23 protein-coding genes and 2 tRNA genes are annotated in these 23151 nt (G+C 67.3%); 9 read left to right on the forward strand and 16 right to left on the reverse strand.

What is annotated here, in order from left to right; all coding sequences use genetic code 11:
- Positions 1–18: 18 nt before the first annotated feature.
- The 4 genes from ADK36_RS10465 to ADK36_RS48725 all read left to right on the forward strand — a co-directional run bounded on the left by ADK36_RS10465 (position 19) and on the right by ADK36_RS48725 (position 5856).
- The gene (locus tag ADK36_RS10465) at positions 19–1470 is read left to right on the forward strand and encodes an FtsW/RodA/SpoVE family cell cycle protein (RefSeq protein ID WP_048581418.1); all 1452 of its coding nucleotides are present in this window, start codon (positions 19–21) and stop codon (positions 1468–1470) included.
- On the forward strand, positions 1467–2942 hold the full coding sequence (locus ADK36_RS10470; protein ID WP_048581419.1) for a peptidoglycan D,D-transpeptidase FtsI family protein: 1476 nt from the start codon (positions 1467–1469) through the stop codon (positions 2940–2942). The genes ADK36_RS10465 and ADK36_RS10470 overlap by 4 nt, the downstream gene beginning before the upstream one ends.
- A 169-nt stretch (positions 2943–3111) precedes the next feature.
- A complete protein-coding gene (gene pknB / locus ADK36_RS10475; protein ID WP_053197073.1) occupies positions 3112–5118 on the forward strand; it encodes a Stk1 family PASTA domain-containing Ser/Thr kinase in 2007 nt (668 codons plus the stop codon).
- Between the two features lie 267 nt (positions 5119–5385).
- Positions 5386–5856: a hypothetical protein gene (locus ADK36_RS48725; protein WP_159029137.1), complete on the forward strand. Its 471-nt coding sequence runs from the start codon at positions 5386–5388 to the stop codon at positions 5854–5856.
- Between the two features lie 91 nt (positions 5857–5947).
- On the opposite strand, the gene ADK36_RS10485 is transcribed toward ADK36_RS48725, so the two are convergent.
- The 8 genes from ADK36_RS10485 to ADK36_RS10515 form a co-directional block, all read right to left on the reverse strand.
- Entirely contained in the window at positions 5948–6793 is an 846-nt protein-coding gene (locus ADK36_RS10485; protein WP_048581422.1) for a hypothetical protein, read from the reverse strand.
- A 191-nt stretch (positions 6794–6984) separates the two neighbouring features.
- Positions 6985–7299, reverse strand: a complete 315-nt coding sequence (locus ADK36_RS10490) for a peptidase inhibitor family I36 protein (RefSeq protein ID WP_048581423.1) — start codon at positions 7297–7299, stop codon at positions 6985–6987.
- 405 nt (positions 7300–7704) lie between these two features.
- The gene (locus ADK36_RS10495; RefSeq protein WP_048581424.1) at positions 7705–8466 is read right to left on the reverse strand and encodes a class E sortase; all 762 of its coding nucleotides are present in this window, start codon (positions 8464–8466) and stop codon (positions 7705–7707) included.
- Positions 8467–8479: 13 nt separating this feature from the next.
- Positions 8480–9763 (reverse strand): class E sortase, encoded by a 1284-nt coding sequence (locus ADK36_RS10500; RefSeq protein ID WP_053197077.1) that lies wholly within the window; start codon positions 9761–9763, stop codon positions 8480–8482.
- Positions 9760–10398, reverse strand: a complete 639-nt coding sequence (locus ADK36_RS10505) for an aminodeoxychorismate/anthranilate synthase component II (RefSeq protein ID WP_030047330.1) — start codon at positions 10396–10398, stop codon at positions 9760–9762. Before ADK36_RS10505 ends, ADK36_RS10500 begins: the two co-directional genes overlap by 4 nt.
- A complete protein-coding gene (locus tag ADK36_RS47825; protein ID WP_199830144.1) occupies positions 10395–10592 on the reverse strand; it encodes a hypothetical protein in 198 nt (65 codons plus the stop codon). Before ADK36_RS47825 ends, ADK36_RS10505 begins: the two co-directional genes overlap by 4 nt.
- 17 nt (positions 10593–10609) lie before the next feature.
- Positions 10610–11323 (reverse strand): class E sortase, encoded by a 714-nt coding sequence (locus ADK36_RS10510; RefSeq protein WP_053197079.1) that lies wholly within the window; start codon positions 11321–11323, stop codon positions 10610–10612.
- A 29-nt stretch (positions 11324–11352) separates the two neighbouring features.
- Positions 11353–12129: a DUF881 domain-containing protein gene (locus tag ADK36_RS10515; RefSeq protein ID WP_078916196.1), complete on the reverse strand. Its 777-nt coding sequence runs from the start codon at positions 12127–12129 to the stop codon at positions 11353–11355.
- 141 nt (positions 12130–12270) lie between these two features.
- On the opposite strand from ADK36_RS10515, the gene crgA reads away from it, so the two are divergent.
- Positions 12271–12525, forward strand: coding sequence for a cell division protein CrgA (crgA, locus tag ADK36_RS10520; RefSeq protein WP_030047324.1), 255 nt, complete (start codon positions 12271–12273; stop codon positions 12523–12525).
- A gap of 302 nt (positions 12526–12827) precedes the next feature.
- On the opposite strand, the gene ADK36_RS10525 is transcribed toward crgA, so the two are convergent.
- Both ADK36_RS10525 and ADK36_RS10530 read right to left on the reverse strand, forming a co-directional pair.
- Positions 12828–13715, reverse strand: a complete 888-nt coding sequence (locus ADK36_RS10525) for a rhomboid family intramembrane serine protease (RefSeq protein WP_053197081.1) — start codon at positions 13713–13715, stop codon at positions 12828–12830.
- Between the two features lie 102 nt (positions 13716–13817).
- A complete protein-coding gene (locus tag ADK36_RS10530) occupies positions 13818–14351 on the reverse strand; it encodes a peptidylprolyl isomerase (RefSeq protein ID WP_048581430.1) in 534 nt (177 codons plus the stop codon).
- 326 nt (positions 14352–14677) lie between these two features.
- Between ADK36_RS10530 and ADK36_RS10535 the strand changes: the two genes are divergently transcribed.
- Positions 14678–15391, forward strand: coding sequence for a DUF5324 family protein (locus ADK36_RS10535; protein ID WP_048581431.1), 714 nt, complete (start codon positions 14678–14680; stop codon positions 15389–15391).
- Between the two features lie 486 nt (positions 15392–15877).
- On the opposite strand, the gene ADK36_RS10540 is transcribed toward ADK36_RS10535, so the two are convergent.
- Positions 15878–15950: transfer RNA gene (locus tag ADK36_RS10540), tRNA-Ala, on the reverse strand.
- A 182-nt stretch (positions 15951–16132) separates the two neighbouring features.
- Here ADK36_RS10540 and ADK36_RS10545 point away from each other — a divergent pair.
- The gene (locus ADK36_RS10545) at positions 16133–16681 is read left to right on the forward strand and encodes a DNA-binding protein (RefSeq protein ID WP_030049476.1); all 549 of its coding nucleotides are present in this window, start codon (positions 16133–16135) and stop codon (positions 16679–16681) included.
- A gap of 253 nt (positions 16682–16934) precedes the next feature.
- Positions 16935–18602, forward strand: a complete 1668-nt coding sequence (locus ADK36_RS10550; RefSeq protein WP_053197083.1) for a serine/threonine-protein kinase — start codon at positions 16935–16937, stop codon at positions 18600–18602.
- Positions 18603–18654: 52 nt separating this feature from the next.
- Here ADK36_RS10550 and ADK36_RS10555 read toward each other — a convergent pair whose 3' ends face one another.
- Both ADK36_RS10555 and ADK36_RS50065 read right to left on the reverse strand, forming a co-directional pair.
- The gene (locus ADK36_RS10555) at positions 18655–20043 is read right to left on the reverse strand and encodes a hypothetical protein (RefSeq protein WP_234329732.1); all 1389 of its coding nucleotides are present in this window, start codon (positions 20041–20043) and stop codon (positions 18655–18657) included.
- A 243-nt stretch (positions 20044–20286) separates the two neighbouring features.
- On the reverse strand, positions 20287–20415 hold the full coding sequence (locus ADK36_RS50065) for a DLW-39 family protein (RefSeq protein ID WP_003999697.1): 129 nt from the start codon (positions 20413–20415) through the stop codon (positions 20287–20289).
- A 337-nt stretch (positions 20416–20752) separates the two neighbouring features.
- Between ADK36_RS50065 and ADK36_RS10560 the strand changes: the two genes are divergently transcribed.
- The gene (locus ADK36_RS10560; protein WP_048581433.1) at positions 20753–21142 is read left to right on the forward strand and encodes a DUF6344 domain-containing protein; all 390 of its coding nucleotides are present in this window, start codon (positions 20753–20755) and stop codon (positions 21140–21142) included.
- 169 nt (positions 21143–21311) lie between these two features.
- On the opposite strand, the gene ADK36_RS10565 is transcribed toward ADK36_RS10560, so the two are convergent.
- The 3 genes from ADK36_RS10565 to ADK36_RS10575 form a co-directional block, all read right to left on the reverse strand.
- The gene (locus ADK36_RS10565; protein ID WP_048581434.1) at positions 21312–22055 is read right to left on the reverse strand and encodes an ATP-binding cassette domain-containing protein; all 744 of its coding nucleotides are present in this window, start codon (positions 22053–22055) and stop codon (positions 21312–21314) included.
- A 78-nt stretch (positions 22056–22133) separates the two neighbouring features.
- Positions 22134–22210: transfer RNA gene (locus ADK36_RS10570), tRNA-Ile, on the reverse strand.
- Positions 22211–22321: 111 nt separating this feature from the next.
- The gene (locus ADK36_RS10575; RefSeq protein WP_053197085.1) at positions 22322–23149 is read right to left on the reverse strand and encodes a DUF3566 domain-containing protein; all 828 of its coding nucleotides are present in this window, start codon (positions 23147–23149) and stop codon (positions 22322–22324) included.
- Between the last annotated feature and the right edge of the window lie 2 nt (positions 23150–23151).

A 23151-nucleotide genomic window follows, 5' to 3' on the forward strand; every position in this document is an offset into this window, starting at 1 on the left:
GAGAGGCCCCGTCACACGATGAGCAGTACTACGAACCCGCCGACGCATCACACGTCCACGATCGGCGCCATCGGTGCGCCGAGCAGGCGCAACACCGAGCTCGCGCTGCTGGTGTTCGCGGTCGTCATTCCGGTATTCGCCTACGCCAATGTGGGGTTGGCGATCAATGACGAGGTACCGGCCGGCCTGCTGAGCTACGGAATCGGCCTCGGCCTGCTGGCCGGCATCGGCCATCTCGCCGTACGCAAGTTCGCGCCGTACGCGGACCCCCTGCTGCTGCCGCTGGCCACACTGCTCAACGGGCTCGGGCTGGTCGCCATCTGGCGGCTCGACCAGTCCAAGCTGCTCCAGCAGATCGGACAGGCCGGCGGCAAGGCGACCAACCAGCTGATCTACACGGCCATGGGGATCGCCCTCTTCATCGCGGTGCTGGTCTTCCTCAAGGACCACCGCACCCTGCAGCGCTACACCTACATCTCCATGGCCGGCGCGCTGTTCCTGCTGCTGCTCCCGCTGGTGCCGGGCCTCGGCGCCGACATCACCTACGGCGCCAAGATCTGGATCCAGGTCGGCAGCTTCACCATCCAGCCAGGTGAGTTCGCCAAGATCGTGCTGGCGGTCTTCTTCGCCGGCTACCTCATGGTGAAGCGCGACGCCCTCGCCCTCGCCAGCCGCCGCTTCATGGGCCTGTACCTGCCCCGCGGCCGCGACCTCGGCCCGATCATCGTCGTCTGGATGATCTCGATCCTCATCCTGGTCTTCGAGACCGACCTCGGTACGTCGCTGCTGTTCTTCGGAATGTTCGTCATCATGCTGTACGTCGCCACCGAGCGGACCAGCTGGATCGTCTTCGGTCTGCTGATGTCCGCGGCCGGCGCCGTCGGCGTGGCGAGCTTCGAACCGCACGTCAAGACCCGTGTCCAGGCCTGGCTCGACCCGATGCGCGAGTACACGCTCAGCCGGGAAGGGGTCCAGGACGGCATCGTCCACTCCGAGCAGGCCATGCAGGCCCTGTGGGCCTTCGGCTCCGGCGGCACCCTCGGCACCGGCTGGGGCCAGGGTCACTCCGAGCTCATCCGCTTCGCCGCCAACTCCGACTTCATCCTCGCCACCTTCGGCGAGGAACTGGGCCTGGCCGGCATCATGGCGATCCTGCTGATCTACGGCCTGATCGTGGAACGCGGCGTGCGCACCGCCCTCGCCGCCCGCGACCCCTTCGGCAAGCTGCTCGCCGTCGGTCTCTCCGGCGCCTTCGCGCTCCAGGTCTTCGTCGTCGCCGGCGGCGTCATGGGCCTCATCCCCCTTACCGGTATGACGATGCCCTTCCTGGCATACGGCGGTTCCTCCGTCATCGCCAACTGGGCGCTCATCGGCGTACTCATCCGCATCAGCGACACCGCGCGCCGCCCGGCACCCGCCCCCGCACCCAGTCCCGACGCTGAAATGACCCAGGTGGTCCGCCCGTCATGAACAAGCCACTGCGCCGGATCGCGATCTTCTGCGGCCTCCTCGTCCTCTCCCTGCTCATCCGGGACAACTGGCTCCAGTACGTCAAGGCCGACACGCTGCGGGAGGACCCCCACAACCGCCGGGTCCTCATCGCCCGTTACGCCACTCCCCGCGGCGACATAATCGTCGGCGGCAACCCGATCACCGGGCACACGGAGACCACGTCGGGCGACTTCAAGTTCAAGCGCACGTACAAGGACGGCGCCATGTGGGCGCCGGTCACCGGCTTCGTCTCGCAGGCCTACGGCGCCAACCAGCTGGAGTCCGTCCAGGACGGCATCCTCAGCGGCACCGACGACCGGCTCTTCTTCCGCAACACCCTCGACATGATCACGGGTAAGGAGAAGGAGGGCGGCAACGTCGTCACCACCCTCAACGCCGCCGCGCAGAAGGCCGCGTACGAAGGTCTGAAGAACCAGGGCGGCAAGGGCGCCGTCGCCGCCATCGAGCCGTCCACCGGCAAGATCCTGGCGCTCGCCTCCTTCCCGTCGTACGACCCCTCCACGATCGCCGGCGGCAGCACCTCCGACGAAGAGGCATGGAAGAAGCTCCAGAAGAAGAACAACCCCGACGACCCGATGCTCAACCGGGCGCTGCGCGAGGTCTACCCGCCCGGCTCGACCTTCAAGGTCGTCACCGCGGCGGCCGCGCTGGAGAACGGCCTGTACAAGACGGCGGACGAGAAGACGGACTCCCCGCTGCCGTGGACCATGCCGGGCACCGTGACGCCGCTGAAGAACGAGGGGGACATCCCCTGCAAGAACGCGACGCTGCGGGTCTCCCTCCAGTGGTCCTGCAACAGCGTCTTCGGCAAGATCGGCTACGACCTCGGCAACGACGAGATGCTGGAGCAGGCCAAGAAGTTCGGTTTCACCACCGAGCAGTTCACGCCGGTCCGCACCACCGCTTCGGTCTTCTCCGAGGACATGGCGCCCTCCGAGGTCGCGCTGTCCTCCATCGGCCAGTTCAACACCGCCACCACCCCGCTGCAGATGGCCATGGTCACCTCGGCGATCGCCAACAACGGCACGCTGATGAAGCCGTACATGGTCGACGAGCTCCAGACGCACAATTTCGACGCTCTGGAAAAGACCGAGCCCGAGGAGCTGAGCAAGCCGATGTCGGCGGAGAACGCGCAGATCCTGCAGTCGATGATGGAGACCGTCGTCCAGGACGGCACCGGTAAGAAGGCGCAGATCGAAGGGGTCAAGGTCGGCGGCAAGACCGGTACCGCCCAGCACGGCGTGGACAACAGTGAGAACCCCTACGCGTGGTTCATCTCATACGCCAAGCTCAGCGACGACAGCTCGCCGGTGGCGGTGGCCGTGGTGGTCGAGGACGAGAACGCGGTCCGCGACGACATCTCCGGCGGCGGCCTCGCGGCCCCCATCGCCAAGAGCGTCATGGAGGCGGTCATCGACAGCAAGAAGTGACCCCGCTCACGTCCCCTTCACATCGGTGCACGTTGCGATACCGGTCCTGTATCGGGTTACGGGCTTGGCCAGGTCACACAAGACGAGCCGGGTACGGTATGCCCGGACGGACCACCGCCACACCCACAAGGGTGACGGCGGGACCGACGGAGAGGGCTGGTAGGTAGCTATGGAAGAGCCGCGTCGCCTCGGCGGCCGGTACGAACTGGGCCAGGTGCTCGGTCGTGGTGGCATGGCGGAGGTCTACCTCGCGCATGACACCCGCCTCGGCCGCACCGTGGCGGTGAAGACGCTGCGAGCGGACCTCGCGCGCGACCCGTCCTTCCAGGCCCGGTTCCGCCGGGAGGCCCAGTCGGCCGCCTCGCTCAACCATCCCGCGATCGTCGCGGTCTACGACACGGGCGAGGACTACATCGACAATGTGTCGATCCCGTACATCGTCATGGAGTACGTAGACGGTTCCACGCTGCGTGAGCTTCTTCACTCCGGCCGCAAGCTGCTGCCGGAGCGCGCCATGGAGATGACGATCGGCATCCTCCAGGGCCTTGAGTACGCCCACCGCAGCGGCATCGTCCACCGCGACATCAAGCCGGCCAACGTCATGCTGACGCGCAACGGCCAGGTCAAGGTCATGGACTTCGGCATCGCCCGCGCCATGGGCGACTCCGGCATGACGATGACGCAGACGGCGGCCGTCATCGGCACCGCCCAGTACCTTTCGCCGGAGCAGGCGAAGGGCGAGCAGGTGGATGCCCGCTCGGACCTGTACTCGACGGGCTGCCTGCTCTACGAGCTCCTCACGGTGCGGCCCCCCTTCGTGGGCGACTCCCCGGTGGCCGTGGCCTACCAGCACGTCCGCGAGGAGGCCCAGGCCCCGTCCGTCTTCGACCCCGAGATCACGCCCGAGATGGACGCGATCGTGTTGAAGGCCCTGACGAAGGATCCCAACTACCGCTACCAGTCGGCCGACGAGATGCGCGCCGACATCGAGGCCTGCCTCGACGGCCAGCCCGTCGCCGCCACGGCCGCGATGGGCTCGGTGGGCTACGGCGGCTACCCCGACGACCAGCCGACCACGGCACTGCGCGCCACGGACGCCGGCTCCACGTCGATGATGCCGCCCATGAACCCGGACGACGGCGGCTACAGCTACGACGACCGCGTGGACCGGCGCCGCCAGAAGAAGTCCAACACCTCGACGATCCTGCTGGTCGTCGCCGCTGTGCTGGTCCTGGTGGGCGCGGTCCTGATCGGCAAGTGGATCTTCTCGGGCAACGGGGTGGCCAACGACACCACGACGGTGCCCGACTTCGTCAGCAACACCAAGGCGGAGGCGCAGGACTCGGCCACGAACGCCGAACTGAAACTGACCTTCACGCCGAAGCCCTGCGAGGACCAGGCCAAGGGCAAGATCTGCTCCCAGAACCCGGACGCCGGCCAGAAGGTGAAGAAGCAGTCCAAGGTCACCCTGGTCATCTCGACCGGGGCCCCGAAGGTGACCGTGCCGAGCGTGATCGGCCTGAGTCTGGAAGAGGCCAGGACAAAGCTCACGGGCGACGACTACGAGTTCGACATCAAGACGAAGACGCGTGAGGTGTCCTCCGACGATCCCGGCACCGTCCTCGACCAGGACCCGCCGCGCGGCGACGAGGTCGAGAAGGGCACGACGATCACCCTCACCGTCGCCAAGGAAGAGGCGAAGTCCACCGTTCCGGCGGTCCTCGGCAAGACCTGTGACGAGGCGAAGGCACAGATGACGGCCAATGAGCTGGTCGGAACCTGTGTCGAGGTGGAGACCCAGGACCCGAACCAGGTTGGCAAGGTCATCAGCACCTCGCCGGAGGCCGGCAGCTCGGCGGACAAGAACTCCACGGTGACCATCCAGGTCGGCAAGGCCGCCGAGCAGGAGCAGGTGTCGGTGCCGGCCGTCACCCAGCAGTCGCTCAAGGACGCCAAGAAGGCCCTTGAGGACGCGGGTCTGACGGTGGGGAACATCACCGGTTCCCAGAACGACCAAGCCGTCGTCTTCAGCCAGGACCCCCAGGCGGGCACGCCCGTCGCCAAGGGCACGGCGGTCAACCTGGTCGCCTTCGACCAGGGCGGCAACAACGGCGGCGGCGACGGCGGCAATATCTTCGGCGGCGTGACCGGAACGTCCGCCCGCACGGAGGACTGACCGCCCCTCGTACGACTGAGCCCGGGTACCCCCTGAGGGTGCCCGGGCTCAGTCGTTTCTTGACGTCCATATCGCGAAATAATTGCCGCGGGAAATAACAAAAGGCAGTTATGCATCCCGCCCGGCTAAATCAGACTAAATGCAGGAGAAGAGCCGGGCCGAAAGCCCTCCATTACCCGCATCGGCATACGTAAATCCGTTGCTACCCCTTCACCTCCTGGCTAGGATCGTCACGCAAATCACATCACTCACTCACCGGGAATCCAGTTGAAGAAAGCAGTGGCTCGACTTTCGATAATTTTCGCCACCCTGGCGGCCAGCCTGTTTATTGCTCCTGCCGCGCACGCGGGGGCCTACGGCTGCGGTGGTTCAGAAATCGACACCTATGCCGTCAAGACGAACGGCGGGTCGGTTTACGGCTACATTCACCTCTACTACGACTCGTCAACCGGGGTGAACTGCGCCGTCAACGTGGCCAACAGCGCGGGCGGCTATGGGACGCCGACGTTCAAGATGGTCTACATGAACCGCTGCGTGGCCGGCACCAGTGCCGGTGGCGGCTGCACGGTCGACGTCGAGCGGCAGGACCCCCCGTTCGGGAGCTCCACCAAGTACTCCTACTACGGAGGCCCGGTTTCCTTCAACGCAGCGGGCCGCTGCCTCCTGATCGGCGGCACCATCGTGTCCCCGAGCGGCGGTGTGGCCAGCTACGCCAGCAAGGCGACGCACTGCGGGTGATGGCGCTTAGTTCCAGGCCGTGATTTTGTGCGTTGCACGGCGGAGCCCCTGGCCTCGGAGACGGTTCTTCGAGGTCAGGGGCTCCGCCACTTCACTGCTTCGCGCCGATGATTCTCTGCACATCGACATTGAGATCTTTTATCGTCGTGCGGGCTCGCTTGAGCAGATCTCGATGCTCTTCGAGAGCAACCTTCTGCTCCTCGGTTTCCACAGCCTTCCAGCTTTCGATGAACAGCGAATTCCGCTTGCACCGGACATCGTCCACTGCGGTGCGCACTTCTCCTGCCGACGGCTTGGTCAGATCGACCCACGAGGGCGGGGAGTCCTTCAGATTCCACGCCGGCTTCTCAATCACTTCTTCCGGCGTGTTGTAGCGGTACCCCGCTTCACGCATGCACTGGCTCCACTTCCGTGCAGCCCTCTTGACGATCTCGCTGTCGCGCGATTCCTTCCAGGCCGACAACGCGATGCGATCGACTTCGTCGGAGTAGGGGACGCTGATCCCCTTCATGCCCAGGGCGCGATACGCGGAACCTCGGCACCCGCCCTGCGGGACCTTCTTTCCGTCACTTCGCGAGACCTCCCCGGTGTAGACCTTGCGCGTCTCCTCCGGTATGCCCGCCGTCCGCTCGCGTGACTTCTCACGAGCCTGCCCGATCTCCGTCCAGCTCATTCCCTCGGGAGCCGGGGGGCTGTAGCCGAACTTGTCCACGAACCTTTCGTCCGCCACACCGTATCGGCGCGACGCCGCCGTAGCGGCGCCGGCTGGATCCGCCGGTTCGGGCCAGGACCCGCCGAATCCCTCGACACACTTCTTCGCAAGCACATAGATCGCGTCTTCCAAATCGTGCTTCTGTGCTTGAGTGAGGCTGTAAGTATCGAGCGGCAGTTCAGGTGCGGCGCCCCGGTAAAGCTCGGGCTCCGGCTTGATCGTCACAGCGGAAGAGGGCGTTCCGCTACTCGGTGACTGATCTGCGGTACACCCCGAAAGAACTGCTGCAACTGTGAGAAAAAGTGTCGCCGTGGAACTTCTTTTCATGGAAAGTGACCTGCTCATCACCGATGCTTACAGAAAACTGCGGCCTGCTCCACAGAGCAGGCCGCAGTCGATGGTCTGTGTGCTACCTGTCAGTACGGGCAGGTGGAGTTGCTGGAGAAGCAGTGCGAGCTCCAGGAGTTGGCCTCGCTGAGGTCCCCCCAGTTCTCCTTGGTGCCACCGGCCTGACCCAGGCCCAGTCCGCTGTAGTTCGCGAACTGCCAGAAGTAGACGTAGGTGTCCGGGTCACGGTTCCAGGTGGAGTTCACCGTGTTGTCGATGCCGACGTTCGTCCCGTAATACGTGCCGCTGTACGTCGGCTTGCTGTAGAGCGTGTCATAGACACGGCCCGTGGTATTCGAGGCGTCGTAGAGACAGACCTCACCGCCGTTCGAGCTTTCGCACACGCCGTTATAGCTGCCGGCGGAAGCGGTTCCGGAGAACACGCCGACAGCGAGAGATGCGGTTACTGCCGCAACTGAAAGGCGACGGAGCACAGCCATTCAAGCCCCCGAGAATGTGAAGGGTCGGGTAAGGAATTGTGCAGCCCGACAATATGACAAGCCTCGGGGCAAGATCAACCAATTTTCGAAAGCTCGTCCGAGGTTCCCCGGAGGGTTGCACCCTTTTGTGCCTGAATGACCTATCCTGGAACTACGGTTATCCACGGATCTGGCTAATACGGAATGCGGTATTCCTTATTTAGCGGGGGTCAGGCGTCACCGGAAATCGGTTCGCAATTTCGGACGAGCATCACCGAGAGCGGATCGCTCCTCGGTCATCGAAGGTCCTCGGTCACCCAAGGTCCTCGGTCACCGCAGCTCCTGCGGCGGCGTCCGCTCCGCGTCGACCTTCTCCACGCGCTCCAACTCGCCCCACACGATGTACCGGTACCGGCTCGTGTACACCGGCGTGCACGTCGTCAGCGTGATGTAGTGGCCCGCCTTCGTCTTCCCCGACTCCTTCGGGATGGCCGACAGGACCTTGACGTTGTACTTCGAGGTCTCGGGGAGAACGCCGTAGACCTTGTAGACGTACCACTTGTCCTTCGTCTCGAAGACGATCGGGTCGCCCTTCTCGACCTTGTGGATGTTGTGGAACTCCGCGCCGTGGCCGTCGCGGTGGGCGGCGAGGGAGAAGTTGCCCTTCTTGCCCGAGGTCGGCAGCGTCGCCTTGACCGGGTCGGTGTAGTAGCCCGCGACGCCGTCGTTGAGGATCTTCGACGTCGTGCCCTTCTCGACCAGGATGTCGTCCCCGCTCATCGTGGGGACGTGCAGGAAGCCGATGCCGTTCTTGGAGTCGAACTCGGCGGGACGACCGGAGTCCTCGTCGTCCTGGTGGGCCCAGATGTCACGCACCTTGTCGGCCTGCTTGGCCGCCTCACGGTCGGCGATGACGTTCGTCCACCACAGGGAGTAGACGACGAACAGGCCCAGTACCAGGCCCGCCGTGATGAGGAGTTCGCCGAACACGCTGACCGCCGTCGCGATCCGGCCCATGCCGCGGCGGCGTGCCGGGGGGCGCCGGGACGCGGCTGCCGTGTGCTCTTCGGTGCCGTCGGTGGTGGCTGCCACTATTCATCTGCCCTTAACTGACGAGCGCATCCGGCTTGCCCTTGCTGCGCGGCCGTTCCTCGACCATCTTGCCCCAGACGATCAACCGGTACTTGCTGGTGAACTCCGGCGTACACGTGGTGAGTGTGATGTAGCGGCCCGGCCCGGTGAAACCCGACCCCGGCGGAACCGGATCCAGCACGCTCACGTTGCTCGGCGACGTCACCGGGAGGATCGACGCCATCTTGTACACGTAGTACTTGTCCTGCGTCTCCACGACGATCGGGTCGCCCTGGGCCAGCCGGTTGATGTACCGGAACGGTTCACCATGGGTGTTGCGATGCCCGGCCAGCCCGAAGTTGCCGGACTTGGCGTCCGGCATCGGCGTCTTCAGCTTGCCCTCGCCGTAGTGGCCGACCATGCCCCGGTCGAGCACCTTCTTGTTGCTGATGCCCTCGGCGATCGGGACGACGACGTCCAGCTTGGGGATGTGCAGGATGGCGAAGCCCTGCCCCGGCTCGAAGGTCCCCGGGTTGCGCTTGCCGCTCGCCCAGTCGTCCTGAAGGCTGCTGGCCTCCTTGTCCGCCTGCGCGTGCGCCCGGACGTTCGTCCACCACAGCTGGTAGCTCACGAACAGCAGCATCAGCACGCCGGTGGTGATGAACATCTCGCCGATCGCGCGGCTGGCGAGCACTCCCGGGCTGGGCTTGCGGGCCCTGGCCTGTCTGCGGGCCTCCACCCGAGAGAGGGGCGCGTCGGAACTCTCCGAACCCGCCTCGGCGGCCTCCGACGACCCCCGGGAACCCCCATGACGCCCGTGACGCCGCTTGGCGGCCTTTCTGCGGGCCGCACGGCCACCCGTAGGGGTTCCTGTGGCGGAAGCGGCGGAAGAGGCGGCAGAAGCCGATATTGAGTCACCGGTGGGGGGCGGATCGGGTATCCGCAGAGCCACGGTCTCGTCGTCGGCCGGCGGTATGTACGGCTCCGCGTACGGCTCTTCGGACACGGCGGGCTCCTCAGCGCGGTGTCCCGCGGCTCCGTAACCCTCAGTCCCGTACACCTCGGTGCCGTAGGTGTCACCGCCGTGGCCGTGGTCGTAGCCGTGACCGCCGCTGCCGTAGCTGTCGGCGCCGTATTCCTCGGTTCCCTGCGCCTGCGTGACGTAGTCCTCCCCGCCAGGCCACTCCCCGAGCGCACCGGAACCCTCGTACGGCTGCTGCCCGTACGAGGTGCCCTGGTCGCCGGCGCCGCCGTAGGAATCCGTGAAGGACTCCCCGTAGGTGGCGCCGGACTCGCGCTCGGGGCGCAGCGCGGTCACGCCGTGGCCCTGCCCACCACCGGGGCGAGCCCCGCCGACCTCGCCACCGCACCCTGGTCGCCGCACTCGACCAGCCAGTTGGCCAGCATCTGGTGCCCGTGCTCGGTCAGTACCGACTCGGGGTGGAACTGCACGCCCTCGACGGGGAGTTCGCGGTGTCGCAGGCCCATGATGATGCCGTCGTGCGTGCGCGCGGTCACCTCGAGCTCGGCCGGCACCGTCCCCGGCTCGGCCGCGAGTGAGTGGTAGCGGGTCGCCGTGAAGGGCGTCGGCAGGCCCGCGAAGACGCCCTTGCCCTCGTGCTCGACCAGCGAGGTCTTGCCGTGCAGCAGCTCCGGCGCACGGTCCACGACACCGCCGTACGCCACCTGCATCGACTGCATGCCGAGACAGACACCGAAGACGGGCACCCCGGTCGAGGCGCAGTGGCGCACCATCTCGATGCAGACCCCGGCCTCCTCGGGCGTCCCGGGGCCCGGCGACAGCAGCACGCCGTCGAAGCCGTCCTGGGCGTGCGCGGTCGACACCTCGTCGTTGCGCAGCACCTCGCACTCGGCGCCCAGCTGATAGAGGTACTGCACCAGGTTGAAGACGAAGCTGTCGTAGTTGTCCACGACGAGGATGCGCGCGCTCACTGGTTGTCCACCGTCACATCGTTGAAGGGCAGCAGCGGTTCGGCCCACGGGAAGACGTAGTTGAACAGGACGTAGACAACGGCCACGACCAGAGCGAGCGAGATCAGCGCCCTCACCCACGCATTCCCCGGCAGATGCCGCCAGATCCAGCCGTACATGCCGTCCCTTCCGTCGCACCACGGCACCAGACTCACGCCGTACAGCCACCAGACTAACGGCGCAACGCCTCCGGTTTCCCGGCCTCCACAGGCTGGGTGGAGTCCAGATGCGCCCACACGATCAGCCGGTGGCTGTGGCCCCACTCCGGATCACACGTGGTCAGGGTCAGATAGCGGCCCTCACGCGTGTACCCCGACTTACGGGGCACAGCGTCGATCACCTCAATGTCCGAGGGCAGCGTTTTGTAAGGGCCTTTGTCGATCCGATACGTGAACCAGGTGGTCCCGTCGGTCAGGACCACGGCATCACCGGGGCGCAGCTGCGGGAAGTCCTTGAAGGGGTCGCCGTACGTACGCCGGTGGCCGGCAACCGAGAAGTTGCCCTTCTGGCCCAGCTGGGCGGTGTCCACGTAGTGGCCGAGGCCCTTCTTGAGGGTCTTTGCGGCGGTGCCTTCGAGTACCGGCTTGTTCCACGTGAAACCAAGGCGCGGGATGTACATGATCGCGAAGGGCTTGTCAGCGGCGTACGGGGCGGGCGTCGGCGGACTCGCCTGCGTGCCCTCGCCCGGACCGGCCTCGCTGCCGGGAGCCGCGGCCGTCGGGCGAACGGCCCCCTGTGCCCACTGCTCCTGTAACCGGTCGATCTGGTCGTCCATGACGTGGTCGGCCTTCACGCCGGTCCAGAACAGCACATAGACGACGAACAAGACGATCACGGCGCCGACGGTGATGCACAGTTCGCTGACGGTCCTGACGACGACGCGCACCGGCAGCTCCAGAGAGGGCTAGAGAGGGCTCACTCCACGGGCTTGGCGTACTGCAGATCCACTGTGCCCGAGTAACCCGGCAGAGTCACCGTCCCGTCCTCGGTGACTTTCCAGCCGAGACCGTAGACATTGACATACACCATGTAGTTCTGGATCGCCGGCGAGGCCGCGAGCGCCTTCTGCATCTTCTCCGGGTCCCCGACCGCCGTGATCTTGTACGGCGGCGAGTAGACCCGGCCCTGGAGGATCAGGGTGTTGCCCACGCAGCGGACCGCGCTGGTGGAGATCAGCCGCTGGTCCATGACCTTGATGCCCTTGGCGCCGCTCTGCCACAGCGCGTTGACCACGGCCTGGAGGTCCTGCTGGTGGATGACCAGGTAGTCGGGCTGAGGCTCGGGGTATCCGGGGAGCTTGGCGGTGGCGTCCGGCGGGGCGTCGTTGAGCGTGACCGAGATCGCCTCGCCCGACAGCTTCTGCGTCCCCGCGTTCCGCTCCAGCGCCGCCAACTTGTCGTCCTCGGCCTTGGTGCTGCCGTCGTCGCGCTCGGCCAGCGCCTCCACGTCGTCCCGCAGGACCGCGTTGGACTCGTTGAGCTGGCCGTTCTTGTGGCTGCGCTCCTGGATGAGGTCCGAAAGCTTCAGCAACGAGGCGTCCGTGCGGATGTTGGTGCCCTTGGCCGTGTTGAAACTGGTGAAGAATATGAGCCCGGCGAGAGCGAAGACGGCCGCGGTCAGCACCCGCACCGGCCGGAATCGGCCGCGGAGAGGACTGGATCCCGTCCCGGGGGAGTCGGCAGAATTGCTCAACGTACCCTTATCTCCTTCGACGCCGCGGAAGCACTACGCTAACGGACGCCCGGGGGAGCAATCAGAGTCCCCTTGTACGCTGCCCCGAGCCAGCCACAGTTCCCTGCGCGGCCACGCAGCGCATCGACAGGAGAGACCCTCGTGCCGAAGTCACGTATCCGCAAGAAGGCCGACTACACGCCGCCGCCGTCGAAGCAAGCGACCGCCATCAAGCTGAACAGCCGCGCCTGGGTCGCGCCCGTGATGCTGGCCATGTTCCTCATCGGCCTGGCCTGGATCGTCGTCTTCTACGTGACCGACGGTTCGCTGCCCATCGACGCTCTGGGCAACTGGAACATCGTGGTGGGCTTCGGCTTCATCGCCGCCGGATTCGGCGTCTCCACCCAGTGGAAGTAGCCGTCGAACGGGCGGTCACTTCGCGGTGAACACAGCTCTGCCCAGGGCTATCCGCTGAGTTATCCACAGCCGTTTTCCACAGTGTTGAAAAAGAAAGACGATCTGTGGATAACCCATCGACTGTTGACGCCGGTGTGACGGAACTACCGGCTGGACCCCCGTAACCGAAAACCTGTTCGCCCCCTGCCTGACCTGCGGAAACGCAGGTCTCTGACAGGGGGCACAGTTGTTCCCGCACAGTGTGCACAAGATCCGGCACCCGCTGTGGACAACAAGGGGGCTCAGGTGGAAGAAGGCCGTGCTCAGGTGAGCTGTGCAGTCCTGAGCACGGTCAGGAGCACCACGGCGGCCAGAACGAGAGCGGACGTTCCGTACTGCACGAGAGCGCGGTGCTCGCGTGGGGCGTGAACCATCGCGTAGCCCGTGATGACACCGGCGACGAGGCCTCCGATGTGGGCCTGCCAGGAGATGTTGAACCCAGGACTGAAGGTGAAGATCAGGTTGATCACCAGCAGGGCGATGATCGGCCGCATGTCGTAGTTGAGCCGTCGCATCAGGACGGCGGTGGCGCCGAACAGGCCGAAGATGGCACCGGAGGCGCCGAGCGTGGCTGTGGTCGGAGTGGCCAGCAGATAGGCGAGGGCGCTGCCCGCCAGACCCGAGACGAAGTAGACCGTGAGGTAGCGGGCACGGCCGAGGGCCGCTTCCAGGGGACCGCCGAGGAACCACAGGCTGAGCATGTTGAAGCCGATGTGCCATGGCGCCTCGTGCGTGAACATCGAGGTGACCAGGCGGTACCACTCGCCTCCCGCGACGCCCTCGGTGGGTGTGAACGGCGCCGGCGGCCATGCTCCGAGGAGGACGAGGTCGTTCAGGAGCGATTCGCTGGTCTGGACGGCGATGAAAACCGCCAGGTTGATCCCGATGAGGATCTTGGTGAGGAGGCGCGGGTCGGCGGTGACGGTGCCGCCGGCGATGGTGCGGGGACGGGAGGCGCTGGGGGCGTGTCCGGTGCCGGAGCCGCCGCGGACGCAGTCGGGGCACTGGAAGCCGACGGAGGCGCTGACCATGCATTCGGGGCAGATCGGGCGCTCGCAGCGGGTGCAGCGGATGCCGGTCTCGCGGTCCGGGTGGCGATAGCAGACGGGCAGGCTCTGGGCGTCCTGCGGGCTGCCTGCCGGCTGGTCCATGAGGTCCCCTAGGTCGTCGTACGCGGTGCGCGTCCCAGCACACCGCCCCGCTCATCCTTACGGACGAGCGGGGCGTTTGGTTCCCTGCGGGAGGTGTCGGACTCAGCCCTCGCGGGTCTCCACGACGACCGACTCGATGACGATGTCCTTGACCGGGCGGTCGGTACGCGGGTTGGTCTGGACGGTCGCGATGGCGTCGATGACCTTCTGGCTGGCGGGGTCGGTGACCTCGCCGAAGATGGTGTGCTTGCGGTTCAGCCAGGTCGTCGGGGAGACGGTGAGGAAGAACTGCGAGCCGTTGGTGCCCGGTCCGGCGTTGGCCATGGCGAGCAGGTACGGCTTGTCGAAGCGGAGGTCCGGGTGGAACTCGTCCTGGAACTGGTAGCCAGGGCCGCCGGTGCCGTTGCCCAGGGGGTCACCGCCCTGGATCATGAAGCCGCTGATGACGCGGTGGAAGACCGTGCCGTCGTAGAGCTTGGCCGTGGACTTCTCCCCGGTGGTGGGGTTCGTCCACTCACGCTCGCCCTGGGCGAGTTCGACGAAGTTCTTGACCGTGATCGGCGCATGGTTCGGGAAGAGCCGGACCTCGATGTCGCCTTGGTTGGTCTTCAGGGTGGCGTAAAGCTGCTCGGCCACGATCTGCCTTCCGTTGTCTTCCTGTGACCCCCCGATCCTCGCACGGACGGCGTCGCCCGTCCCCCGGCACTCGTTCACCCGCACGCAACCGGGCCGATTACTTACAGAAAACCCATCGAGTCGGTCCGTGGCGGGGGCGCGACGGAGAGAACCGTGGCATTGTCGACGACAAGCCACCGTTGCCCCGCATTGGTCCGTTATTGCACTTGATCAAGCACATCGGCACCCATATGCCCGCCCTCACATGCCGCAGAGCGTCCCGGCAGGCATGATCCGTAAAAGGGTGGAAAGTCGAAATACCGTACGCCACCGAGGAGGAGGAACCCGTGACCCGCATCGACAGCGTGCGCGCCGCGACCGGCTCGGCGAAGGACAGCGTGCTGCACGCCGCGGAAGTGGTGGCGCCCTACGCCGACACCGCCAAGGACAGGGCTACGCACTACGCCCACGAGGCACGCGTACGGCTCGCGCCGAAGGTGACGCAGGCCACCGAGCAGGCCCGCGCACAGGCTCTTCTGCAGTACGGCACGTATGTCGCGCCACGCCTGGAGCAGGCCCGTACACATGTGCCGCCGAAGGTCGACCACGCCGCCCATGAGGCTGCCGTCCGCACCCGCAAGGCTGCCCGGCAGGCCGCCGACTACTCCCGGCCGAAGCTGGAGCAGGCGGCGGCCGCGGCCGGACCCGTCAGGGATGAGGCCACCGCGCGCGGTGTCGCCGCGATGGCCGCGCTACGCGGTCAGGTCTCGCCGAAGGAGATCCAGAAGCTGGTCCGCAAGCATCAGCGGCGCGCCAAGGCCGGCCGTGCCGCGAAGGTGCTGGCGGTGCTCGGCGTCCTCGCGGGCGGCGCTTTCGCCGCCTGGAAGTGGTGGGACAAGCAGGCCAACCCTGACTGGCTGGTCGAGCCTCCCGCCGCGACCGAGGTCCCCGAGTCGGGCCATCTCACGTCGGTGGACGGCAGCGGCCAGTCCGTCCTCGACCCCGAGGTCCAGGCGAAGGAAGCCGAAGAGGAGGCCGCCCGGCGCGACGAGGGCCGGTGAGGTGAGAGCGATGACGTGAGGTGCGGTGACGGCCCGCGCATCGAACTGCGCTGTGGGGCGGGAGACTTGAGGGCCTCCCGCCCCACAGCGATGTTTCACGTGGAACATGGGTCACGGTCTGCGGGTGTACCGCCGAAGCGCCGTCCGCCGGTGAGTGTTTACGCCCTTCCGCACGATGACGTTTGCAACGGCCTGCACGTGAGGATTCCGCGCAGGTTTCCTTAACGGGCCGTATCCTTCTGATTACGCGACCACGTTCGTGCCAGCTCACGCAGGGACTCCGCATCCCAGCGCGCCCCCTGGCACCGCCTCTGCCATCTGCGCAACCACCCGCGGACTCCGTCCGCCTCGCTCGTTTGCGCAAATATCTGCAATGGCCGCACCTCCCCACCGCGTGACGCACGTCACTCAGCGAGTCGCTTCCGTTGGAGCCCGGGCATGCAAAGACCGGCCAGAGGCCATGCGGCGTCTGACCGGTCCGAGGTGTGGAGCCTAGGGGAGTCGAACCCCTGACATCTGCCATGCAAAGACAGCGCTCTACCAACTGAGCTAAGGCCCCGGAAGAGAAGCGTCCGACCGGAAGAACCACGTACCGGCGGGCGTCGCAGACCAGACTACCGGGTCGCCCCCCGTATCTCGCAAAAAGATTGGGGGTCCCGATGAACGACCACTCTCCGTAAGATGCTCGGCGTGGTTCGCTACAGCGAACCACAGTTTTTGGGGAAGCGATGGGGAGACGCAATGGACGCCGCACAGCAGGAAGCCACCGCAAGAGCGCGGGATCTGCAGCGGAACTGGTACGGGGAGCCGCTGGGGACGCTCTTCCGTAAGCTCATCGACGATCTTGGTCTCAACCAGGCTCGTCTCGCGGGGGTACTGGGACTGTCCGCACCGATGCTGTCGCAGCTGATGAGCGGTCAGCGGGCGAAGATCGGCAATCCCGCCGTGGTCCAGCGGGTGCAACTGCTCCAGGACCTGGCGGGGCAGGTGGCGGACGGCAGCGTGAGCGCGGCCGAGGCCACCGAGCGCATGGAAGAGATCAAGAAGTCGCAGGGGGGCTCGGTGCTGAGCAACACGACGCAGACGACGAGCAGTTCGGGCGCACCCACGGTCAAGAGGGTGGTCCGTGAGATCCAGTCGCTGCTGCGCTCGGTCGCGGCCGCCGGAGACATCATCGAGGCTGCGGACACCCTCGCCCCCAGCCACCCGGAACTGGCAGAGTTCCTCCGGGTGTACGGCGCCGGCCGCACCTCCGACGCGGTCACGCACTACCAGTCCCACCAGAACTGACTCCGGGGCCCGGTCGCCGAAGGGGGTTCGGCAACCGGGCCGACGGCCTACGTCCTGAGCGGCACGAGGGGTCGTGCGGCTCATCGGCGAGGTCACGCGGGGTCTGGTCGCGCGCGGTCTGATCACGACGGGCACGACGGGGGCGTGTCCCTCACCGTGGAAGGCGCGAACGCGGTTCAGCGAGGGGGAGTCATATCGCTCGTCGAGGGGGAAGCAAGGGGGGTAACCGAAGGGGGAGGAGCGACGCACAACCATGGGTGAGGTCTTCGCCGGCCGGTACGAACTGGTCGACCCGATCGGGCGCGGCGGCGTCGGTGCCGTCTGGCGTGCCTGGGACCACCGCCGACGCCGGTATGTGGCCGCCAAGGTGCTCCAGCAGAGTGACGCGCACTCTCTGCTGCGGTTCGTCCGCGAACAGGCCCTCCGGATCGATCACCCCCATGTACTCGCGCCCGCCAGCTGGGCCGCCGACGACGACAAGGTCCTGTTCACCATGGATCTCGTGGCCGGCGGTTCGCTGGTCCATCTCGTCGGGGACTACGGCCCCTTGCCGCCCTCCTTCGTCTGCACGCTCCTCGACCAACTCCTCTCGGGGCTGGCCGCGGTGCACGCGGAGGGTGTCGTCCACCGTGACATCAAGCCCGCCAACCTGCTGCTCGAAGCCACCGGCACAGGGCGCCCACGGCTGCGCCTGTCCGACTTCGGCATCGCCATGCGGCTGGGTGAGCCCCGCCTGACCGAGACCAACCTCGTGGTGGGAACCCCTGGCTATCTCGCGCCCGAGCAACTCATGGGAGCGGAACCGGATTTCCCCGCCGACCTCTTCGCCGTGGGACTCGTCGCCCTGTATCTGCTGGAGGGCGCCAAGCCTGACGTCAAAGCGCTCGTGCAGTACTTCGCCGAGCACGGAACTCCCAGTGCGCCCACGGGCATTCCGGAACCGTTGTGGCAGGTCGTGGCCTCGCTGTTGCAGCCGGATCCGCAGGCGCGGTTCCGCACGGCCACGGGTGCGCGCAAGGCGCTCGCCTCGGCCGCCGAGCTGCTGCCGGAACCCGGTCCCGACGACGAGCTCATCGAGATCTTCGACCAAATCGGGCCCCTGCCAACGGGGTTCGAGGCGGGCGGACCACTGAAACGCGCGCCTGGAGTCGAAGGTGACACGGGTGGCCTGCGGCAGTCCGGCACGGGCTCCGGACCCGGCTCCGGCCCTGCGGGCTCGGTCAACTCCGGCTCCTGGCCTATGGGTACCGGGTCGATGGCGCCCGACACCGGATCCGGGGCCACCGGCACCGACTCGGCGCCGAGGGGCACCACACCGAGCGATCCGCGCCAGGGCGTGGCCACCCCGGCCCCGGCTTCCGAGGAATCGTCCGTCCCCTCGCGGTCCGGCCCCAAGGACGGACCCCTCAGCATGTCGGACACCGGCAGCTTCCATCTGCCACCCCCGCCCACCGCCTTCTCCCCGCAGACTCAAACGCCCCCGCCACAGCCGCACCCGGCACACGTGCAGGCACAGGCACACGTACAGAACCAGCCACAGGGCCAGGGACAGGGCCAGACCGGCCAGGCGCACCAGGGCGCCCAGCACCGCTCGCCCCACACCTCTCCCTACGACACCACGCACGTCCTCGCCTCCCCTCAACCACGCGCACCGCAGTACCCGACTCAGCCCCCGACGCCGGTGCAACACCAACGCGTCGATGCCTCTACTGCTTCGTACACCGCTCAGAGCCCACAGGTTCCACCTTCGGCGCCCTCAATCGCGCAGCCGCACCGCCGCGGCGGCCACCGCGCCGCCCGCCGCAGAGCCCACGGCCTGGCACGGCGCCGTCCCGGACCGCCCGCCAAAGTGGCCGTACCGCTCCTGCTGCTGGCGCTGGCCTGCTACGCCGTGGGTTTCTGGGCGCTGACCCGCATCTGAGTCCGCCGAGGCCTCGCCGCTGTCCCTCGCGCTGTCCCTCCGCTGCCCCGCCCTAGACGGCTCCAGCCCTCCGTCGAGCCACCACCGTCCACACCCCCAGCACCACCAGCACCACAGTCCCCGTGCCGATCCCGCTCACCGCGAGCACGGTCATCGCAGCGTCACCGCCGCCCCCGGCTCCGCTCCCGGCCCCACCCCCGGCAGCAGCCCCCCAGTCACCTGTCCCCGCCTCGATGACGCCCCGCGGCTCAGGTGCCCCCGCGTATGCGGGGCCGGACTGCGCCGCACCCTCCAGCCGCACGCGCAACGTCAGCCGGAACGGCCCCTCGCCGAACTTCTCGGCAACTCCAGCCGCGAGGTGCACGACGAGGTAGTAGGAGCCGGCGAACCGCATCGCGCTGAGCGGGGCGGGTCCGGCGTACCGGTTCTCGTACGTGACCGGCGGCAGGGGATCGAGTTCGGCGGTCTTCTGGCGGCCGTCGTAGGTGGCGCTCGCGTCGTCGACGAAGCCGTGCACGGGGTTGTAGAGCGAGAGATTCAGGGCGCCGCCCGCGTTGCCGGCGCCGCTGTTCGAGCTGCCCAGTTCGGCGGTGGCGTACAGCTGGCGCCCCCAGTCGAGCGGCACCTTGTAGAAGAGCGTCCGGCCGGGCTCGATGTCGGAGCTCCAGACGCCGGTGCCGATGGATTCCGCCGCCGCGAAGCCGGAGCCGCCCTCGCGGCGGGTGGCCTCACCGGTGAGGGGTGCCTGCGAGGCGGAATCCCAGGCCTCGGGGGCCGTCGTCGCGCCGGTCTGCCTCAGGGGCGGCTCCGAGGTGGCGAAGAGCTCCAGGTCCCAGGTGCCCGGCGTGGAGGTTGCCGTACTGACGCGCTCGACGATCACGTAGTAGGTGCCCGCGGTCTCGCAGCGCGACCGCTTGACGGAGATCTCGCGCGCGCCCCACGCCGCGATCGGCCGCGGGGTGCTGACGATGCCGAAGGTCTTGGTGCCGGAGGAACAGGAGCGGCCGTCGGAATCCTCCACGGAGACCTTGATCCCGTCGCCCGCACGGACGGTGCTGCCGGGGGCGGGGATGGCGGTCGCGGAGACATATACGTCAGAGACGGCGTCTAGTTCGAGGCTGTAGTACGTCCTTCCGTCGCTCGGCAGGGAGCTCCGGTACGTCGCGCCAGGTGTGAGGGGTGCGGCGTCCGAGGTGCCCGCCGCACCGGTGACGGACCGGGCGTCCGGCGCGAAGGCATAAGGGCTGGGGGTGCCGGCCGCGAGTGCGGACCCGCCCGGCAGGGCGGCTGTCGTGCACAGCAACAGCGCCCCTACGACGGCCACGCGCGCGCGTGCCGGGAGATGACCGCGCCGCACCTTCGCCCGGCGCCACCGCGCCGTACGCCGCCGCCTCATCACGCGCCACCCCTCGTCGCCGCCGGACCATGGACCGTCGCCCATCCTGCCCAGCCCGGCCGCTCGCCACCCACCCAATCCGTACGACCGTCCGATACGCCCGTCTCTAAGGGCTCCGAGCGGCTCCCGCAACTCGAAGTCATGACGCTGCGCGGCCCGATCACGCCAAGGACCCCGATCAAGCCAGGACCCGGAGCGCACACGCACCCCGGGCACACACGCACCCCGGGCACACAAAACCCCGACCGCTGGGCGGCCGGGGTCTGCTTCAGATTCCGATGTGGTGACTCACGAACCCGTGGGCACGGAGTCAGTCGCCTCCGTCCACAGATCCTGCTCGGCGCGATCCGCCTGGATCTGGCGGTACACGAGGAGCCCGCCGATGGCGGCCAGTGCGACCAGGAGAAGCTTCTTCACCGCGCGACCTCGTCTTTCCTTGACGTAGGGGACCTCTGGCGCCCGACTATACACACCGACCGATACCGATCGGTGACCTGCGTGGGCGCTCAACTTCCGTCCGGAACACCGCAGTAGAAGCGGATTACATCGCTCCGATCGGAGGGTGATCACACCCCGACAGACGGTGACTTCGCTCCCCTTCCTCCACCTTTCCGCACTCTTCGTGCTTCTTGCGCCCATTCGAGTGGTGTTCATCTGAAGATCGCCGCGTCATGGGCGTCGGTCCATGACTTCTCGGCCCCCATACACATCATGAGGAAAGTACGCAAATCGCCCAACCCGAAAGTGAGGGGCCATGACCCGAAACACGGTCATGAAGCTGTGGACCACCATCGTCACCGCCTTCCTCGCGCTGTTCACGGCGCTCGGCTTCGTCTCGACCACCTCCGCCGCGGCGGTACCGCACACCGAGACGTCCCGCAAGAGCAACAGCGACGACAAGGACCGCAGCGCGGAGCTGACGGTGCCGGCGATGCCCCAATGGGCCTGGTCCTATGCGAGGGCGCTGCCTCCCACGATGAAGCAGCGCATCCGAGCCGAGGCCCACGGCAAGACCCCCAGCTGCCGGCACCGCCCCCTCTCGGACACGGAAGCGGCAGCGGACGCGGCCACCTCCGGCTCGGCCACCCGGGAGTGCGCACACGCCGGCTCCTCGGGGCAGCCACTCGTTCCGCACCAGCGTTGAACCGACGGCTCGCCCCTGAGCCGTCACCCCTTATCCCAATGCGCAAGGCCTGTTGACTGCAGACCGCTCGTTCACAGCGAGCTTGCTTACCCAGTACCGCTTTCGCCGTACCGCTCTTGCAGCACCGCTCATGCAGCACCGCTCACGACGACGGCCCCTATGGCGTGCTTCATCCCTCTTGGACGATGTGCCGGAGATAGGCCCACGGATCATTGAGGTAGCGCCGCCAGTGGTCGACGATTTCCAGATCCCGCCAGTCGGCGGGACGCATTCCGTGGTCGCCCACCTCGATGATCTCGGCGCCGGGCAGCGCCGTCAGCACGGGTGAGTGCGTGGCGCAGATGATCTGCGCACCGGAACGCCCCAGTTCATGCAGATGCCCGACCAGTTGAAGACAGGAAGCGAAGGACAGCGCGGCCTCGGGCTCGTCCAGGACATAGAGCCCCGGCTCCTGGAACCGCTCCCGGAAGGCCATCAGAAAGCCTTCGCCGTGGCTCATCTCGTCCGCGGCCCCGGACAGCCTTCCCGTCTCCTGTTCCCGGCCCAGCGCGTCCAGCGCGGTCTCCGCCCGCAGAAAGAAGCCTCTGCGGCGCGTCCGAGGCCCCCGCAACATACGGCGGCCGGCCGGCGTCGCCTCGAACCGTATCCGCCCGCCCAGCGCCGACGGCTCACGCCGACTCGCGTACTTGTAGCCCGCGGATCCGCCCCAGGAGTCCAGGCCGAACCCCTCGGCCAGCGCCTCGACGAGGGTCGACTTGCCCGAGCCGTTCTCCCCCACCAGGAACGTCACCGGCGCGGTGAACTTCAGGCCGTCGTCCAGCAGCTGCCGCACGCACGGCACCGACCACGGCCACTGGCCGCCTTCCTCCAGCTCGCCCTCGGCGACATGCGCGTATGCCCGTTCGACGATCATTGCGTCAGGCTCTCATCCGCCACTGACAACCGGACATGCGAAAGACCCCCGGGCCGTGTGGACCGGGGGTCTTTTCGCTGGTGGGGCTAACAGGATTTGAACCTGTGGCCTCATCCTTATCAGGGATGCGCTCTAACCAACTGAGCTATAGCCCCGCCGCGCTCTGCGGTGTGTGTGCCGCGCGCTGACTCCTGAAGATTAGCGCACGACCGGGGCAGTCCCAAAATCGGTTGTCGGGGGACGGTCAGCCGCGGTTTAGCAGCAGGTCACTCGTCCTCGGCCAGCGTCAGCTCGACGCCGCCCACGAAGCCGGCGGAGAGGTTGTAGATGAACGCGCCGAGTGTCGCCAGCGCGGTCGCGAGGACGACGTCGATGACCGCGATGATCGACGTGAACGTCAGGACGTGCGGCAGCGACAGGAAGGACTGCAGGTCGAAGCCGTTCGACTCGTTGGAGCCGGTCGCCTCGGAGATCGTTCCGCCGACCGTCGAGAAGACGCCCATCGCGTCCATGACCATCCAGAGCACCGCGGACGCGACGATCGTGCAGATGCCCAGCGCGATGGAGAGCAGGAAGCTGACCTTCATCACCGACCACGGGTCGGCCTTGGCCACACGCAGGCGCGCCTTGCGGGTACGGGGCGTCGTGCTCGCTCCTGTGCGCGGCCGACGTGCGGCACTCGCCGGAGCGGGCGTCTGGTAGGCCTGCGGCGGGTGGTAGGGCCCGGCGGGCTGCTGTGCCTGCCGTTCCCCGGGCAGCGGCGACGCCGGCGCCGCGGAGGCCCCCTGCTGCGCCCCCGTGGGGGCGGACTGCGGCTGGGGCTGCGGCTGGGCACCCGGTCCGGCCGAGCCCGCGCCGGCCGCGTACTGCTGGGGCTGGGGCTGCGAGCCTCGGGTGTCCGTCACGGTTCCCCCCTGGGATCCAGGTGCGCCTGACGAGGGCGAGTCCTTCGCCGGCGACTTGATCGCCTTCAGCTGGGTGGTGTGCGTGTCCGCCGCACGCGCGGCGGAGCCACGGCCGCCGCCGTCCGTCTCCTTACCGGCCGTAGAACCGGTCGAGGTTCCGGACGATCCGGCGCCCGTGGCTCCGCTCACGA

This window comes from Streptomyces viridochromogenes (assembly GCF_001270495.1).
GTDB lineage: Bacteria > Actinomycetota > Actinomycetes > Streptomycetales > Streptomycetaceae > Streptomyces > Streptomyces viridochromogenes_A.

Excerpts from the sequence above, each read along its gene's own strand:
- ADK36_RS10525 (WP_053197081.1), bottom strand. The coding sequence starts at position 13,715 with ATGGACCAGCCGGCAGGCAGCCCGCAGGACGCCCAGAGCCTGCCCGTC.
- ADK36_RS10465 (WP_048581418.1), top strand. The coding sequence starts at position 19 with ATGAGCAGTACTACGAACCCGCCGACGCATCACACGTCCACGATCGGC.
- ADK36_RS10470 (WP_048581419.1), top strand. The coding sequence starts at position 1,467 with ATGAACAAGCCACTGCGCCGGATCGCGATCTTCTGCGGCCTCCTCGTC.
- ADK36_RS10555 (WP_234329732.1), bottom strand. The coding sequence starts at position 20,043 with ATGGGCGACGGTCCATGGTCCGGCGGCGACGAGGGGTGGCGCGTGATG.
- ADK36_RS10560 (WP_048581433.1), top strand. The coding sequence starts at position 20,753 with ATGACCCGAAACACGGTCATGAAGCTGTGGACCACCATCGTCACCGCC.
- ADK36_RS10565 (WP_048581434.1), bottom strand. The coding sequence starts at position 22,055 with ATGATCGTCGAACGGGCATACGCGCATGTCGCCGAGGGCGAGCTGGAG.
- ADK36_RS10545 (WP_030049476.1), top strand. The coding sequence starts at position 16,133 with ATGGACGCCGCACAGCAGGAAGCCACCGCAAGAGCGCGGGATCTGCAG.
- ADK36_RS10550 (WP_053197083.1), top strand. The coding sequence starts at position 16,935 with ATGGGTGAGGTCTTCGCCGGCCGGTACGAACTGGTCGACCCGATCGGG.
- pknB (WP_053197073.1), top strand. The coding sequence starts at position 3,112 with ATGGAAGAGCCGCGTCGCCTCGGCGGCCGGTACGAACTGGGCCAGGTG.